General features: G+C 69.3%; 9 protein-coding genes and 1 pseudogene. 8 read left to right on the forward strand and 2 right to left on the reverse strand.

The window, feature by feature from the left end; translation table 11 throughout:
- The coding region (locus G4D83_RS23705) for a thioesterase domain-containing protein (protein WP_163867091.1) at positions 1-1,088 on the forward strand (1,088 nt) is incomplete at its 5' end.
- Positions 1,089-1,126: 38 nt separating this feature from the next.
- Positions 1,127-1,903: a DUF4336 domain-containing protein gene (locus G4D83_RS23710; protein WP_163867092.1), complete on the forward strand. Its 777-nt coding sequence runs from the start codon at positions 1,127-1,129 to the stop codon at positions 1,901-1,903.
- Between the two features lie 13 nt (positions 1,904-1,916).
- Here the strand turns inward: G4D83_RS23710 and G4D83_RS23715 are convergent, their stop codons facing one another.
- Complete coding sequence (locus tag G4D83_RS23715; protein WP_163867093.1) at positions 1,917-2,921, reverse strand: N-acetylmuramoyl-L-alanine amidase family protein; 1,005 nt, start codon at positions 2,919-2,921, stop codon at positions 1,917-1,919.
- 149 nt (positions 2,922-3,070) lie between these two features.
- Here G4D83_RS23715 and G4D83_RS23720 point away from each other — a divergent pair, with 149 nt between their 5' ends.
- Positions 3,071-6,640, forward strand: a complete 3,570-nt coding sequence (locus G4D83_RS23720; protein ID WP_163867094.1) for a DEAD/DEAH box helicase — start codon at positions 3,071-3,073, stop codon at positions 6,638-6,640.
- 97 nt (positions 6,641-6,737) lie between these two features.
- On the opposite strand, the gene lon is transcribed toward G4D83_RS23720, so the two are convergent.
- The gene (gene lon, locus G4D83_RS23725; protein WP_163867095.1) at positions 6,738-9,230 is read right to left on the reverse strand and encodes an endopeptidase La; all 2,493 of its coding nucleotides are present in this window, start codon (positions 9,228-9,230) and stop codon (positions 6,738-6,740) included.
- Positions 9,231-9,488: 258 nt separating this feature from the next.
- Between lon and G4D83_RS23730 the strand changes: the two genes are divergently transcribed.
- The 5 genes and pseudogenes from G4D83_RS23730 to sitI6 all read left to right on the forward strand — a co-directional run bounded on the left by G4D83_RS23730 (position 9,489) and on the right by sitI6 (position 14,687).
- Complete coding sequence (locus G4D83_RS23730) at positions 9,489-10,703, forward strand: vWA domain-containing protein (protein WP_163867096.1); 1,215 nt, start codon at positions 9,489-9,491, stop codon at positions 10,701-10,703.
- A 171-nt stretch (positions 10,704-10,874) separates the two neighbouring features.
- Positions 10,875-11,741 (forward strand): ImuA family protein, encoded by an 867-nt coding sequence (locus tag G4D83_RS23735; protein ID WP_163867097.1) that lies wholly within the window; start codon positions 10,875-10,877, stop codon positions 11,739-11,741.
- Positions 11,742-11,751: 10 nt separating this feature from the next.
- Entirely contained in the window at positions 11,752-13,263 is a 1,512-nt protein-coding gene (locus G4D83_RS23740) for a Y-family DNA polymerase (protein ID WP_163867098.1), read from the forward strand.
- A gap of 24 nt (positions 13,264-13,287) precedes the next feature.
- Positions 13,288-13,955 (forward strand): annotated as a pseudogene (gene sitA6, locus G4D83_RS23745) (SitA6 family polymorphic toxin lipoprotein).
- A gap of 6 nt (positions 13,956-13,961) precedes the next feature.
- A complete protein-coding gene (gene sitI6 / locus G4D83_RS23750; protein ID WP_163867099.1) occupies positions 13,962-14,687 on the forward strand; it encodes a SitI6 family double-CXXCG motif immunity protein in 726 nt (241 codons plus the stop codon).
- The last annotated feature ends 131 nt before the right edge of the window (positions 14,688-14,818 follow it).

A 14,818-nucleotide genomic window follows, 5' to 3' on the forward strand; every position in this document is an offset into this window, starting at 1 on the left:
CCCCGCGAGCAGGGACGGAAGCGAAGCTGGCGGAGGTCTTCGCGGAGGTGCTGGGCGCGAAGCGGGTGGGGAGGAAGGACGACTTCTTCGAGCTGGGAGGACACTCACTGCTGGCGACGCAGGTGGTAGCGAGGGTGCGTGCGCTGACAGGTGTGGACGTCCCGTTGCGTGCGCTCTTCGAGGCACCCACGGTGGTGCAGCTCGCGTCCTGGCTGGAAGGAACTCGGGCAGGTGGCGTGGTCCGAGACTGCGTGACCTTGCAGGCGGAGGGCTCGGGTACTCCCGTCTTCTTCGTTCACGCGGTGGGTGGCGCGGTGGGGCCGTACCGGCTGCTCGCGCGCACGCTCGGAACGGAGCGGCCCTTCTTCGCGTTCCAGGCGCCTGGGCTGGATGGAGACGAGGCTCCGTTGGAGCAGGTGGAAGCACTGGCGCGCCGCTACGTCGCATCCATGCGCGTGGTGCGGCCGGACGGCCCCTACATCCTGGGCGGCTGGTCCATGGGTGGCGTCATCGCCTTCGAGATGGCGCGTGAGCTGGAGCGACAAGGGCAGCAGGTGGAACAACTCGTGCTCCTCGACAGCTTCGCTCCAGGGGACGAATCCCTCATGACAGCGCCCGAGGACGCGCTGTTGCTCACGGGCATGGCGATGGATCTGGCGCGCACGGCGGGGGCGGAATCGACGCTGCGTCCGGAGCTGCTCATGGGCCTCACGGAAGACGAGCAGCTCGCTCGATTCGCCGAACACGCACGCGTCGCCAACTGGCTGCCTCCCGAGGTCCAGGACACCGACCTTCGAGCCTGGCGCGACGTGACGCGAGCAAACCTCCGAGCACTATCCACGTACCGTCCAGGACCCTACGCCGGGCGCATGCTGCTTCTCCGTGCGAAGGACGCGAGGCGCGAGCGGGCCGTGGACGCGAGCCATGGGTGGTCGCGCTGGGTCCCACAGGCACAGCTCAAGCTGGAGGACGTCGCCGGTGACCACTACAGCGTGCTGCGAGAGCCGTACCTGAGTGCATTGACCTCACGACTGGCACGCCTCCTCGAGGACGAAGAGGCTGACGAGGACCGGGACGCGGGCACTTAGTCGGGTGCGCTCCGTCACGAACCGAGTATGAAAGGGCCATGACTCCAGGAAACCACGAGCCCTCCGAGTGGACCGATGGGATACGTCCCTATGGTCCGCTCTCGACGCTCAAGCCGCTCGCCGATGGCCTCTGGTGGGTGGACGGGCCCGTCGCGAGGATGAACTTTGGCCCGGTCTCACTGCCATTCCCCACGCGCATGGTCATTGTCCGGCTGGGCTCGGGGGGCTTGTGGCTCTGGTCTCCCACGGCGCCGACTCCCGAGCTCTTCGCGGAGGTCGATATGCTCGGCCGGGTCGAGCACCTCGTGTCGCCGAACCGGTTCCACTACGCGGCCATCCCAGCCTGGAAGGCGCGCTACCCGCACGCCACGGTCTGGGCTTCTCCGGGAGTCCGTGAGCGCGCACGCTCGCAGAAGCTCGACGTTCCCTTCGACACCGACCTACAGGATGCCGCCCCCGAGGCCTGGGCGAGCGACTTCGAACAGCTCATCTTCCGAGGCAGCCGCTTCGTCGAAGAGGTCGTGTTCTTCCACGAGGCCTCCTCGACGTTGATCCTCGCGGACCTGGTCATGGCGCTCGAACAGGAGCGCGTCCAACCTCGGTTCCGGTGGCTGCTGTCCCTCGGTGGCACCATGTGGCCGGGGCAGACGCCTCGTGAGGTCCAGGCAACGTCCTGGGGACGAAAGCCGCAGGCGCGCGCCTGCTACCAGCGGATGCTCGGATGGAAGCCGCAGCGGGTGCTCTTCGCACATGGGCGCTGCTATCTCGACGACGCGGTGGCTCAGCTCGAGCATGCCTTCGCCTGGCTGCGCTGACGTACGGTCCTCGTCAGCGGCTCTTCATCTGGGGTGCCGCGACGAGAGCCGGCGTGAAGGCGTCCACCAGCCCCTGCGTCACCGCTGAACCAAAGGCCTCCAGTGTGCGCTCCTCCCGCCACCGCGCGGCCTCCTCGAAGTCGAGCGCATGGTGCGTCTCGATGATGACGGAGGGGATGGTCGGCTTGCGCAGCACGAAGATGCGGCGATGAGTGGGCTCTCGCGCCACGAAGACTCCGGCCTGCGCGGAGTCAGCGGCATAGAGCCCCGTGTAGTCCACGCCGTCGTAGTGCAGGAAGCCCACTTGAGACAGGTTCCGTGCAAGCGCCCGCGCCAGCGTGGCCCGGCGCGCCTTGAGTGGCGCCTCCGCCTCCTCGGACCACAGCACGCTGAACCCCGGCGTCGCATCCTGGCGGTTGCACTCCTGTCCCTCCGCGGGGGACCACGGCTGCGCCATCCCCCGTGAGTCCGAGTGCAGACTCACCAGCACGTGCGCACCCCAGCGCTCGGCCTCCGTGAGCCGGTCGGCATAGGCGACCCGCTGTCCCGACTTGCGGCTGAGGCGCACCTCGAAGCGCCCCGTGGCCTCCAGTCGCCGCGCCAGGTCCTCGGCCACTCGCAACGTGAAGACCTCTTCGTCCTCACACGTGACGGACCGGTTGCCGGTGTTCCCCTCCGCCCCATGTCCCGCGTCCAGGTACACGCGCTGCTTGCCGAACCCCTGGGGGAAGTGTGCCGACACGAGCGTCAGCGGCGCCCCGGACGCGGGCCATCTCGGCGTCGCGCGGACGGCCTCGGGCTCCCCGGACGGCTGCTTCCGCGCGGGAGGCTCGACCACGACGCCCTTGGGTTCGCCCGGAGCGGTGGGCAGCGAGGAGCGATTGCCCTCCACCGACTCCCGCACCGCGCCCGAGTCGACGGGCAGGGGGACGCGGTTCGCCTCGGTCGAGGCCCGCGTGCACGCAGGCCCCGCGAGCAGGATGACTCCCAGTCCCCACACTCCAGCGGATTTCATCATGACGGGTCCGACGCCTGGCAAGGGAGCGTCGTTCCCCAGTGTGCCGTGGAATGGCGGGGAAGCGGAAGTCACGGAAGGAAGGTTGCCCGCCCGGCCGCTTCGTCGTCGCGCTTGCGTTTCCCCTCCGCTTCGCGAAGAAGCGAAGGGCCATGTCCGTGGAGCGCCCGCAGCCCGTCCCCTCGACTGTCCCACACTTCGCCACGGAAGGTGCCCTGCGCTCCTGGCTGCGGGAGCACGGCATCGAGCACCTGTCCCGCTTGAGCCTCACGGTGCTGACGCCCCTGGTGGACGCCGCGCTCCTTCCCCAGGCCCGTCCCGCGACGGCTCGCCGCCGCCTGGTGGAGATGCTCAACGAGGAGGCTCGGACCCGCTGGATTCAGGAGTCCCTCCCGTCTCCGAAGATGAAGGAGCTGCTCCCGCTGCTCGCGTGGCGCTTCGTGGAGGAGGAGCGTCGGAACACGGAGCAGGCCCGCGCCTCGCTCCCCGAACGCCTCGCGCCGCCCCCAGAGGCACGCACGCACCGCGTCCACGGCCTGCTCCTGGACCTGCGTGGCCGCGCGCCCCACACCGTTGCCCCGCGTCTCACGAGTGTCCTGAGTCGCGACGCGCTCCAGCTCGACTCCGAGCTCCCGGGCTTCCGCTTCCGCGAGACGCGCTGCTCGGAGCTGCCCTACGGCGCGCAGATGGGGTTCATCCTCCCCGAGGCGAGCCTCACCTTCACGCCCACCGCCGTGCAGGGCGACTGCACCTGTGGCGCGCCTCCGTGTGTCCATCTGCTCGCAGCCATCGACACGGTGCTCCTGTGGCTGCGCCAACCCTGGACGGAGGGCTTTGGTGAGACGCTCGATGAGCTGGTGCGTCCGGGATGGGACCGCACGCTCCGGGCGCTGGAGCGCGCGCTCGACGAGGGGCTCGGGAGCGGCGCGGGCGTGGAGGTCTCCTGGCGCGTCGACGTCATCGAGGGCTACGGCGTGGAGGTGCACCCGTACGTGCACCGGCGCAACAAGAAGGGCCAGCGCTCGACGGGCGCGAAGGTGAGCCGACGCAAGCTGCTTCAAGAGCACGGCGCGCAGTTGTCCTCGCTCGACGCACGCCTCGCGTCGCTGCTCCCGGACAACGACGGGCCCGTCTCCCGCGCGCTGCTCGTCGAACTGGTGGACCACCCCCGCCTCTACCAGGAGGGCACGCAGGACCTGCTCATCCACGTCGAGCGCGCCAAGGTGGGCATCGTCGCGGTGGAGCGGGGTGGGGCGGTGGTCGTCACCGCGGGCGTCGACGGCGCGACGTTGTCCTCGTCGATGGTGGACCGCGTGCGCAAGTCGAAGCCCGAGGAGGCGCTCTTCCTCTGGGACGAGGGCGCGCGTCAGCTCACCCTCCTGGACGTGGGCCCGGAGGTCCGCGCGCTCGCCACGGTGCTCCAGCGCCACGGCAATGTCTTCCCGCCAGAGAGCCACGGCGCGCTGCTGGAGAAGCTCGCGAAGCTGGCCGTGCGGCTGCCCGTGTCCCTGCCTCGCGGCGTCATGGGTGAGCGCGTCCCCGTGCTCCAGCTCCCGGTGCTGCGGCTCGAAATCGAACCCGGCGGCGCGGTGCGCGCGGACCTGCGCGTGCGCGCCCTCCCGGACAGCACGTCCTTCATCCCCGGCGAGGGGCCGCGAGATGTCTACGTACGCCGTGGCAACGACGCCGTGCACACCGTGCGCGACTTCGTGAAGGAGCTGGCGCAGGCCGAGTCGCTCCAGACGCGCCTGCCCTTCGCGCTCGCGGAGCCGCAGGTGATGCCCTTCTCGTACACCTTCTCGGGAGTGCAGGGGGCGCTCGCGCTGCTCGCCGCGTGTCAGGAGCTGGAGCCTCGTCCGGAGCTGGAGTGGCTGGGCTCACCGCTTCGAATCGCGAGCCACCGAGGGGCCAGCGCGCTGAAAATCACCGTCGAGCGCAAGCGGGACTGGTTCGGGATGCTCGGCGGGCTCGCGGTGCAGGGCGAGCGCGTGGAGCTGGCGCGACTGCTCGATGCCGCGCGCCGCAAGGAGCGCTTCGTCCTGGTGAAGGACCACACCTACGTGGAGGTCGAAGAGGCGCTGCGGCAGCACCTGGAGCGGCTCGCGGACCATGCCCATTCGTCGCGCCATGGCCTGGAAGTGGGGCCGGCCGCCGCGGAGGCCCTGTCCGCCCTGAGTGGCGCTGGCGCCGAGCTGGATGCGGACAAGACCTGGCAGGGGCTCGTCGAGCGCATCTTCGCCGCGAAGGAGCTGAAGCCGAAGGTCCCCGCAACGCTGAAGACGGAGCTGCGCGACTATCAGGCGGAGGGCTTCCGGTGGCTCACGCGACTGGCCTCCTGGGGCGCGGGCGCGGTGCTCGCGGACGACATGGGACTGGGCAAGACGGTGCAGGCCCTGGCCGTCCTGCTGGAGCGAAGCAAGCACGGGCCCGCGCTCGTGTTGGCGCCCACCTCCGTGGCCTTCAACTGGATGGACGAGGCGAAGCGCTTCGCGCCCTCGCTGCGGATGCGCCTCTTCTCCGAGGCGGCGGACCGGGGCGGCCTGCTCGAGAGGCTGGGGCCTCGGGACGTGCTCGTCATCAGCTACGGCCTGCTGACGCGAGACATCGGCCGGCTGTCCGAGCTGCGCTTCGCCACCATCGTCTTCGACGAGGCCCAGGCCCTGAAGAACGCCAGCACGCATCGCTTCCGCGCCGCGAGGGCGCTCCAGGGCGACTTCAAGTTCGCCCTCTCCGGCACCCCCATGGAGAACCACCTGGGCGAGCTGTGGAGCGTGTTCTCCCTCGTCTTCCCGGGGCTGCTCGGCAGTCAGGAGTCGTTCCGCACGCGGTTCGCCATCCCCATTGAACGCCGCGTGGACCCCACCGCGGCCCCCGCGCTCGCCCGCGTCCTGCAACCCTTCCTCCTGCGTCGCACCAAGGCCCAGGTGGAGGCGCAGCTTCCTCCGCGCACCGACGTGCGTGTGCCCGTCGTGTTGTCCTCGGACGAGTGGACGCTGTACGAGGACGCGCGACTGGCGGCCATCTCCGCGCTGGAATCGCGCCCGGAGGTCATGCGCGAGCGGCGGGAGCGCGAGCACGAGCAGCGCTTCGAGGTGCTCGCGGCCCTCACCCGGCTGCGATTGCTGGCCTCGCACCCGCGCCTCTACGACGCCGAGTCACGCGTGGAGTCCTCCAAGCTGGAGCGCTTCCTGGAGCTCGTGGACGAGCTGCGCGCCGAGGGCCATCGCGCCCTCGTCTTCAGCCAGTTCACCTCGCATCTGGCCCTGGTGCGGGAGGTGCTGGACGCGCGCGGCATCGTCTACGAGTACCTGGATGGCCACACGACGCCGAGGGGCCGCGCCGAGGCCGTGAAGGCCTTCCAGGAGGGCACCGCGCCGCTGTTCCTCATCTCCCTCAAGGCCGGTGGCTTCGGCCTCAACCTCACCGCCGCGAACAGCGTCATCCACCTGGACCCGTGGTGGAACCCGGCCGTGGAGGATCAGGCCTCGGACCGCGCGCACCGCATCGGCCAGGAGCGCCCCGTCACCGTCTACCGGCTGGTGGCGCGCGGCACGATTGAGGAGCAGATGCTCTCCCTGCACGAGCACAAGCGCGCGCTCGTCGCGGACGTGCTGGAGGGCAAGGACGGCGCCGGGCGGCTCTCCACCCAGGAGCTGCTCGGCCTGCTCTCACAGCGGCTCTCCGCGCCCGACGCGCAGGACACGCCACCGACGCGGCACTGAGCAGCGGCGAGGGCAGTGCGCCCGCAAAGACAACGGGCAGGTCCCTCCGAGGAGGAACCTGCCCGCGTCATGACTCAGTGGCCGTCAGGGCCCGCGCTTACGCGCGAACCTCGGGAGCCGCGCCAGCGTCGGCGGCCTGCGGAGGCAGGGCCTCCTTGCCCGGCTCGCCACCCGGAGTCCCCGTCGACGACTTGAACGGCGACGTCTCCAGCGCGGCCTTGAGGACCTCGTCCATCTGCGTGACGAAGATGAACTCCAGCTCGTTCTTCGCCTGGTCCGGCACGTCCACCAGGTCCTTGCGGCAACGCTCGGGCAGGATGACCCGCTTGATGCCCGCGCGGTGAGCCGCCAGCACCTTCTCCTTGATGCCACCCACCGGCAGGACCAGGCCACGCAGCGTGGCCTCGCCCGTCATCGCCGTGTCGTGCCGCACCCGGATGCCCGTGAGCAGGCTGGTGAGCGCGGTGAGGATGGTGACGCCCGCGGAAGGACCATCCTTGGGGATGGAGCCCGCCGGGAAGTGCAGGTGCAGGTCCGTCTTCTCCAGGAAGTTGGAGCTGATGCCGAGCAACTCCGCCTTGCTGCGCAGGTAGCTCAGCGCCGCCGTCGCGCTCTCCTTCATCACGTCGCCGAGCTGGCCGGTGAGCGTCATGCCGCCCTTGCCCGCCATCTTCGTCGCCTCGATGAAGAGCAGGTCTCCACCGGCCGCCGTCCAGGCCAGACCCGTGGCCACGCCCGGAACCTCCGTGCGCTCCGCGACCTCCGAGTAGAACATCTCGGGCCCGAGGATCTCCTTCACGCGATCCGGGTTGATGGTCTGCTTGTCCATCTTCCCACCGGCGACCTCCACCGCCACCGCGCGGCAGATGTCCGCGATGCGCCGCTCCAGGTTACGCACGCCCGCCTCGCGGGTGTACGCGGTGGTCAGCGTCAGCAGCGCCTCGTCGGTGATCTCGATGTGATCCGGGCTGAGGCCGTGCTCCTTGAGCTGCTTGGGCACCAGGTGGATCCGCGCGATGCTCTGCTTCTCCTCGAAGGTGTAGCCCGACAGCTCGATGATCTCCATGCGGTCACGGAGCGGACCGGGGATGGGATCCAACTGGTTCGCCGTGGCGACGAACATCACCTTGGACAAATCGAACGGCACGTCGAGGTAGTGGTCGCTGAACGAGTTGTTCTGCTCAGGGTCCAGCACCTCGAGAAGCGCCGCGCTCGGGTCTCCGCGGAAGTCCGCGCCGAGCTTGTCGATCTCGTCGAGCATCATGACCGGGTTCTTCGTGCCGGCCTTCTTCATGCTCTGGATGAAGCGGCCGGGCAGCGCGCCGACGTAGGTGCGCCGGTGGCCGCGGATCTCCGCCTCGTCACGCACGCCGCCGAGCGACAGGCGCACGAACTTGCGGCCCGTGGCCTTGGCCACGCTCTGACCCAGCGACGTCTTGCCGACGCCCGGAGGACCGACGAGGCACAGGATGGGCCCGCGCATGTCGTTCTTCAGCTTGCGCACCGCCAGGTACTCCAGGATGCGCTTCTTGACCTTCTTGATGCCGAAGTGGTCCTTGTCCAGCTGCTGCCGCGCGTTCTCGATGTCGAGGTTGTCCTCGGAGATCTTCGACCACGGCAGGTCGGCGATCCAATCCAGGTAGGTGCGCGCGACGGTGTACTCGCTGGAGGCCGCCGGAATGGTCTTCAGGCGGTTGAGCTCCTTGTTCGCCACCTTCTCCACGTCGGGAGGCAGGGCCGCCTTCTTCAGGCGCTCCTGGAGCTCGTCGAGCTCCTCTTCCTCCTCACCCATCTCCCCGAGCTCTTCCTTGATCGCCTTGAGCTGCTGGCGCAGGTAGTACTCGCGCTGGGTCTTCGACATCTCGCCCTTCACGGCGGAGTCGATCTTGTTGGAGAGCTTGAGGATCTCCCGCTTGCGGTTGAGCAGCTCGAGCACGAGCTTCATCCGCGCCTTGAGATCAACGGTCTCCAGGACGGCCTGCTTCTCCTCGATCGGCACGTCCACGTTGGCGGCGATGAGGTCGGCCAGGTGGCCGGGGTGGGTGATGCTCTCCACCAGCTCCGTGGCGGCGGCCGGCAGCTCGGGCATCAGCTCGATGACCTCGCGCGCCAGCTTCTTGAGGTTGATGCCCAGGGCCTCCACTTCGACGTTCTCGGCGGAGGTCTTGTCCTCCACCGCGTCGACGCGGGCCTTGAGGTAGGGGGCCTCCTGGACCAGCTCCACCACGCGGAAACGCGCGAGCCCCTGCACGACGAGCGAGTAGTTGTCCTCGCCCATCTTCAGCAGCTTCACGATGCGGGCGACGGTGCCCATGGTGTAGAGGTCGGCGGCGCCCGGATCCTCTTCCTCGGCGCGGCGCTGCGTGACGACGCCGATGACCTGGTCGTCGCGCACCGCGTCCTTGATCAGGGCAATGGTCTTCTGACGGCCGACGGCCAGGGGAAGCACGCCGCCGGGGAAGAAGACGCTGTTGCGCAGGGGCAGGATGGGGAGCACCTGCGGGATGTCTTCCTTGTTGATGAGCCCGGGAGGGGCCATCGCGGTGGGCATGGCGCTCGCGGCGGTGCCCTTCTTCTTCTCATCGGACATGAAGTTCGGCCTCTTCCTTCGTCTTCAAGCCCAACCGTGCGAGCGGCCAGGCCGGTGAACATCTGTCGGTTTCTTGCGGCAGATGAACCAACGTAACAACCAAAACGCCCATGGCAAACGCCGTGTGCGATTTTCCACGTCCAAGTCGGATGCCAGACGCTGCACCTTGTCTCGCCTCCGGGCCTGGGGTGGGGCATGCTCGCCCCCCCAGCCCTGATGCGTCGCGCCGCCTGGGCGCGCCGTCTCTTAGGAGGCCCCATGAAGCTGAAGCCCTGTGCCCCCCTGCTCCTGTTGCCGGCCCTCTGGGTGGCGTCCTGCACGTCGCCCGTCGACGAGCCGGGCTCCTCCCTTCCAGGCAAGTGTCAGAGCGAGTCTCCCGTCGTGGCGCCGCAGAAGACGGACATCCTCTTCGTCATCGACAACTCGGCCTCCATGGCCGAGGAGCAGGCCGGCATCGCCACCGAGCTGCCCGCCTTCATCAAGGCCCTCCAGGAAGGCGGCGGCGTGACGCAGGACTTCCGCGTGGGGGTGATCACCACGTCCGTCTACCGGCGGATCCTCTTCCAGGGCGTGGAGCAATACCGCGAATACCCCGCCGAGTCGGGACACCTTCAGGCTGTTCCGGAGGCGGATGGCCAGCCCTCGGATTCGCGCTACATCGAGAGCACGGACGAGCACCTGCTGGAGCGCTTCCGCCGGCTGGTGCAGCAGGGGACGGCGGGCAGCGGGCAGGAGTCTCCGTTCGAGGCCGTGCGGCTGGCGGTCTCCGAGCCCCTGGCCAACACCTCCATCGGCGAGGGAGGCAACGGCGGCTTCCTTCGGGATGGAGCGCGGCTGCTGGTGGTCGTGGTGACGGACGAGGAGGACTGCAGCTCCACGGTGCGCCCGCCGCCGGTCATCGTCCCGGACGACACGTCGGTGGACAAGTGCAGCGAGAACGCGGCGCTGCTGACGTCGGTGGACGAGTACTTCCAGCTCTTCAGCACGCTGCGCGACTCGAAGGGCGGGCGCCGCGAGGTGCTCTGGGCCACGGTGGGCCCGGTGGCGCTGAGTGACAAGCGAGCGGAGCTGGTGCTCGACGTCACGCCGCAGGGGACGTACGTGCGCAACGTGGACTGCCCCACGTCGTATGGGCCGGGGCACCGGCACCGGGCGATGGCGGAGAAGTTCGACACCAAGTTCGACAACCTGGATTCCATCTGCCGGGCGAGCTACCGGGACACGCTGCTGGGCATCGCCGAGCTGGCCGCGGTGGCGCAGAGCCTGGACGTGGTGAACCTGCCGGATCCGCGGCTGGCGCGGGTGGAGCTGACGCGCGCCGGGGGCACGGTGGAGACGTGCTCGGTGGCCGCGGGGGACCTGACCTACGAGCCGTCCGGTGAGGAGCGCCCCGCGCGCCTCTACTTCGGCGGGAGCTGCCTGCGCCGGGCGGATGACGAGAAGGTGGAAGTGAAGGTCATCTGCGCCGGCTAGGACGCGCAGGGGCTTGAGATCGCTGGCTTCGGGCCAGCGGATCCAAGCCGGTGCGTCGTGTCGCCTCGCCCATCGCCGTGCGTCCTGTCCGAGCGCACGTCAGACCCGTGAGCATACTGAACCGCTGTCCAGGCGGCTGTTCGGTGTGCCGGGTTCCGGCGAGGAGGCGAGATGAGCGCGGCGTTGGTGCAGCAGGCAGGCCCGGCGGGCTCGGTGGTGGATCAGCTCCGGGAGCGGATCCGCCAGTTGCAGGCGGCGCCCCGGCGCTACCTGGCCGTCCTTCGCACGGGGATGGAGGCGGTGGACGCGCTCTTGCCCTCGGGCGGCTTCCCGCTGGGGCAGGCGGTGGAGCTGTGCGGCGAGGCGGCTTCGGGGCGGACCAGCCTGGCGCTGAGCGCGGTGGCGGCGGCGCACCGGGAGGAGCGGCTGTGTGCGTGGGTGGACGGGCCTCGTGAGCTCTATCCCCCGGCGGCCGCGGCGCAGGGCGTGGACCTGGAGCGGTTGCTCCTCGTTCGTCCCAAGGCGCCCGAGCAGCGGGTGTGGGCGGCGGTGCAGCTCGCCCGGAGCGGTGCCTTCGCCTGCGTGGTGCTGGACCTGACGCGAGGGGTGGGCGCGGTGGGGCGGCCTCCGCGAGTGGGATTGGCGGAGACACGCAAGCTGGCGGAAGCGGCGGAGCGTGGGGGCGGGCTGCTGTTGCTGCTCACCTCTCCGGATGCGCCGGCGGATGGGGTGACTCGGCTGCGGACGGAGTCGGGGGATGGGGAGGGGTGGTCCGTGGAGGTGGTGCGCAGCCGGCGGGGTGGGACGGGGGCTCGGGCGGTGGTGCCGTGGAGCACGCTGTACCCGGAGCTGGGGCTGGAGGGGGGCGGGAGGCTGCTGGACGTGGGGCCGGTGGATGCGGATGCCACGCCGGACTTCTTGAAGGAGGGGGCGTGGGTGGCTCGCAACGGCCTGGGGATCCAGGGCCAGCGGCCCGGGCGGGATGGCGCCATGCCGTCGTTGCGAGCGGGTTTGAGCGCGGCCTCGGCGGCGCACTGAGGCACGCGCCATGCGCAGGGCGTATCTGCACTTCACGCGCTTCCCGGTGCAGCGCAAGGTCCTCGAGTGCCCGGAGCTGGCGGGGCGGCCCTTCGTGCTGGTGGAGGAGTCGCGAGGCCAGCGGCGGGTGGCGGCGGCATCGACGTCCGCGCTGAAGGCGGGGGTGCGGCCCGGGACGACGCTCACCGCGGCGACGGCGTTGGAGCCGGGGCTGCGGCACTTTCCCTATCGACCGGAGGACGAGGCGCGGGCGCTGGTGGCGCTGGGGGAGGCTCTGTTGTGCCTGGGGCCTGGCTTCCAGCTTTCAGCGCCAGATGGCCTGTGGCTGGACGCGGGGGCGGCGCACCTGTCTGGAGGCGAGGACGGGCTGTGCTCGCGGGCGTTGGCGCTGTGTTCGGAGCTGGGGTACCGGGCGCATGTGGCGGTGGCCTCGGAGGCGTTCAGCTCTCGGGCGCTGGCGCGGTACGGGGTGCGGCGGGTGGAGGTGGTTCCCGAGGGAAGGTCGGCTCGGGCGTTGGCGCCGTTGCCCCTGGCCGCGCTGGAGGGGCGGGAGAGCGCGCCCTTCTCCGCGTTGGGCCTCAGCACGTTGGGGGAGGTGGCGGCGTTGCCGGCGGGTGCTGTGGTGGCGCGCGGTGGAGTCAATGGGGCGCGGGTGCATGCGCGGTGTTGTGGAGAGGACGACACTCCCTTCGTGGCGGAGGTGCTGGAGGAGGTGCTGGAGGAGCGGCTGGTGCTGGACTGGCCAGCGGAGTCGTTCGAGCCGCTGCGCTTCGCGCTGAAGACGCTGCTGGACAGGTTGGGGGCGAGGCTGTCGGGGCGGCGGCGGGCGGCGGTGCGCATCACCTTCACGCTGAAGTTGGATCCATCGGGGCAGCAGCGGGTGACGCTGGCGCTGGCGAGGCCCACGGCGGAGGCGAAGCTGTTGCTGGACCTGGCTCGGCATCGGATCGAGGAGTTGCGGCTGGAGAACCCGGTGGCGGAGGTGTCCGCGCGGGTGGATGAGTGCTCGGAGGATCGGGAGCAACAGCTCTCGTTGGGGGATGCGCCGGAGGGGGATGCGGCGCTGGAGGTGGTGTTGTCGCGACTGGTGACGACGCTGGGGGAGGAGTCGCTCTGCTCGGCGGGCCTGGAGGCGGTGCACCGGCCGGAGGGGGCGCATGGGGTGAAGGCCTTCCATCCGCCGGAAGCGCGAGCGGGCTGGGCGGGGGAGTTCGCGGGGACGCGCGTGGAACGTGCGCCAGTGGGAGGCGGGCTCCAGGAGCGGCCGTCGCGGTTGTTGGCGGAGCCGGCGTGGCTGGACGCGGAGGTGGCGGAGACGGGACGGTTGCTGGCGGCACGAGTGAGCGGGCGGCGGCACCGGGTGACGGCGGTGACAGGGCCGGAGCGACTGGGAGGGGAGTGGTGGTCAGAGTCACCCTTCCAGCGGGACTACTACCGCGTGCATTTCGAAGGACTGGGCCCCGCGTGGGTGTTTCGAGACATGAGGGACGGCCGCTTCTATCTGCAGGGGTTGTTCGACTGACGTTCTGCGCGGAGGCTGTGCTTCATGTCACTTCGTTTCCTGATGGTCGCGTTGCTGGTTGTGTCTGGGTGGGGATGCTCGAGTGCCTCACGCCCTCGCATTCAGCAAGCAGGGGAAGCCGCGGAGCAGGAGTGCAACGCACCTGAAGAAGATCAGTGCGTCACCCTCCTTTGTCTGGGTGATGCCTGTGGCTTCTATCGCTGCGAGGAGACGCCGGGTGCGCTTGAGCTGGCGCGTTTCCCACCCAGCCGGCCTCCTGCAGCGGCGGCTGCCCCAGGAATGGGGCCCCGAAGGAACTGGGGCGGCGCGCAAAAGCTCCCGCGTGGCGCTGTCATGACGTTTCCCAACTGGAACGGTGCCCCTGCACAGATCATCCCTCCGGCACGACAGCTCACGGCGGGCGCTGGGAGAAACATCACCACTTTCCGCAGGCTGAAGACCTCGCGAGGTGGTTTGATCAACAGGGCGTCAAAATCCACAATTACACCATGCCCATTCCTCGGGATGTCCACCAACGGATTCATCGGGGCGGAGACCGTGGAGGCGCCTGGAATGATGCCTGGCGCGCCTTCATGCGCGTGAATCCACGAGCTTCTCCGGAGGAGATCTTCAAGTATGCGGGGATGCTGATCCATCGCTTCGACCTGATCGGCGGGCCCATTCAGCCCTACTATTCACGCCCAGGAGCGTGAGGACCGATGCCCCGTTTTTTTGAACTCACGAGGAGCAGGGCGCTCGTTCAGGAGCGTGGTGGCGGTGACCTTGACGGGACGCACCCATGGAGCCTGCCCGGTGTGAAGTGTCACGCTTGTGGTGTCACGTGGAGCGACGTGGGCCATGACTACCCCTGCGTTGATCTGTCGGGGCTGCCCGAGCGGCGGGAGTTCGAGAAGGCCAGACCCGAACCCTTCGTTGAGTTCGCACGCTTGCGCGAATTGGTACGTCACCTGGTTCCCGCGAATGCCGAGCTGCCTCCTGGCACGAGCTTTGGGCCATTGAGGGGACGCGCTTCTGGACGGTTCGGCTCGTTTACGTCGCAGGGCGACATCTTGTGGCTGGTACGACAGGACGCAATGGAGGGGCTCCAGGCGGCTGGTGTGCAAGGGCTGGTGGGATGTCGCCCGGAGCTGCGCTTCCGTCAGAAGGATGCACCCGAGCTGCTGGAGCTTCAGATTGAGCCCCGGGGACGACTGCACCCCGATTGCATCCCTCCGGAGACGCCTCCTCCGTGCGAGACGTGCGGCCGGCACGCCTTCAGCCTGCCCGAGGAGCCCGTCTTGGATGCCGCGTCCCTGCCCAAGGACCTTGACCTGTTTCGCGTGGGTAACTTCGCCACGGTGGTGATTGGCAGCGAGCGATTCATGAATGCCGTGGCCCAGCTTGCGCTCGACGGCATCTCGTTCCGCGAACTATCCACTCGCTAATCTTGGGCTCCAGGGCTGGCCCTCCCTCGAAACGAGGGGGACTGCGACTTCGACAAGACGGCGACCTGCTACCTCGCCGTCCTGCACGTCGCAGCCATGCTTCTCTGGCTGCAATAATCAGAGACGGTCAC

It is taken from the genome of Myxococcus eversor (assembly GCF_010894455.1).
GTDB classification, from domain to species: domain Bacteria; phylum Myxococcota; class Myxococcia; order Myxococcales; family Myxococcaceae; genus Myxococcus; species Myxococcus eversor.

Coding starts and splice junctions, on each gene's coding strand:
- G4D83_RS23710 (WP_163867092.1), top strand. CDS start 1,127: ATGACTCCAGGAAACCACGAGCCCTCCGAGTGGACCGATGGGATACGT.
- G4D83_RS23715 (WP_163867093.1), bottom strand. CDS start 2,921: ATGATGAAATCCGCTGGAGTGTGGGGACTGGGAGTCATCCTGCTCGCG.
- G4D83_RS23720 (WP_163867094.1), top strand. CDS start 3,071: ATGTCCGTGGAGCGCCCGCAGCCCGTCCCCTCGACTGTCCCACACTTC.
- lon (WP_163867095.1), bottom strand. CDS start 9,230: ATGTCCGATGAGAAGAAGAAGGGCACCGCCGCGAGCGCCATGCCCACC.
- G4D83_RS23730 (WP_163867096.1), top strand. CDS start 9,489: ATGAAGCTGAAGCCCTGTGCCCCCCTGCTCCTGTTGCCGGCCCTCTGG.
- G4D83_RS23735 (WP_163867097.1), top strand. CDS start 10,875: ATGAGCGCGGCGTTGGTGCAGCAGGCAGGCCCGGCGGGCTCGGTGGTG.
- G4D83_RS23740 (WP_163867098.1), top strand. CDS start 11,752: ATGCGCAGGGCGTATCTGCACTTCACGCGCTTCCCGGTGCAGCGCAAG.
- sitI6 (WP_163867099.1), top strand. CDS start 13,962: ATGCCCCGTTTTTTTGAACTCACGAGGAGCAGGGCGCTCGTTCAGGAG.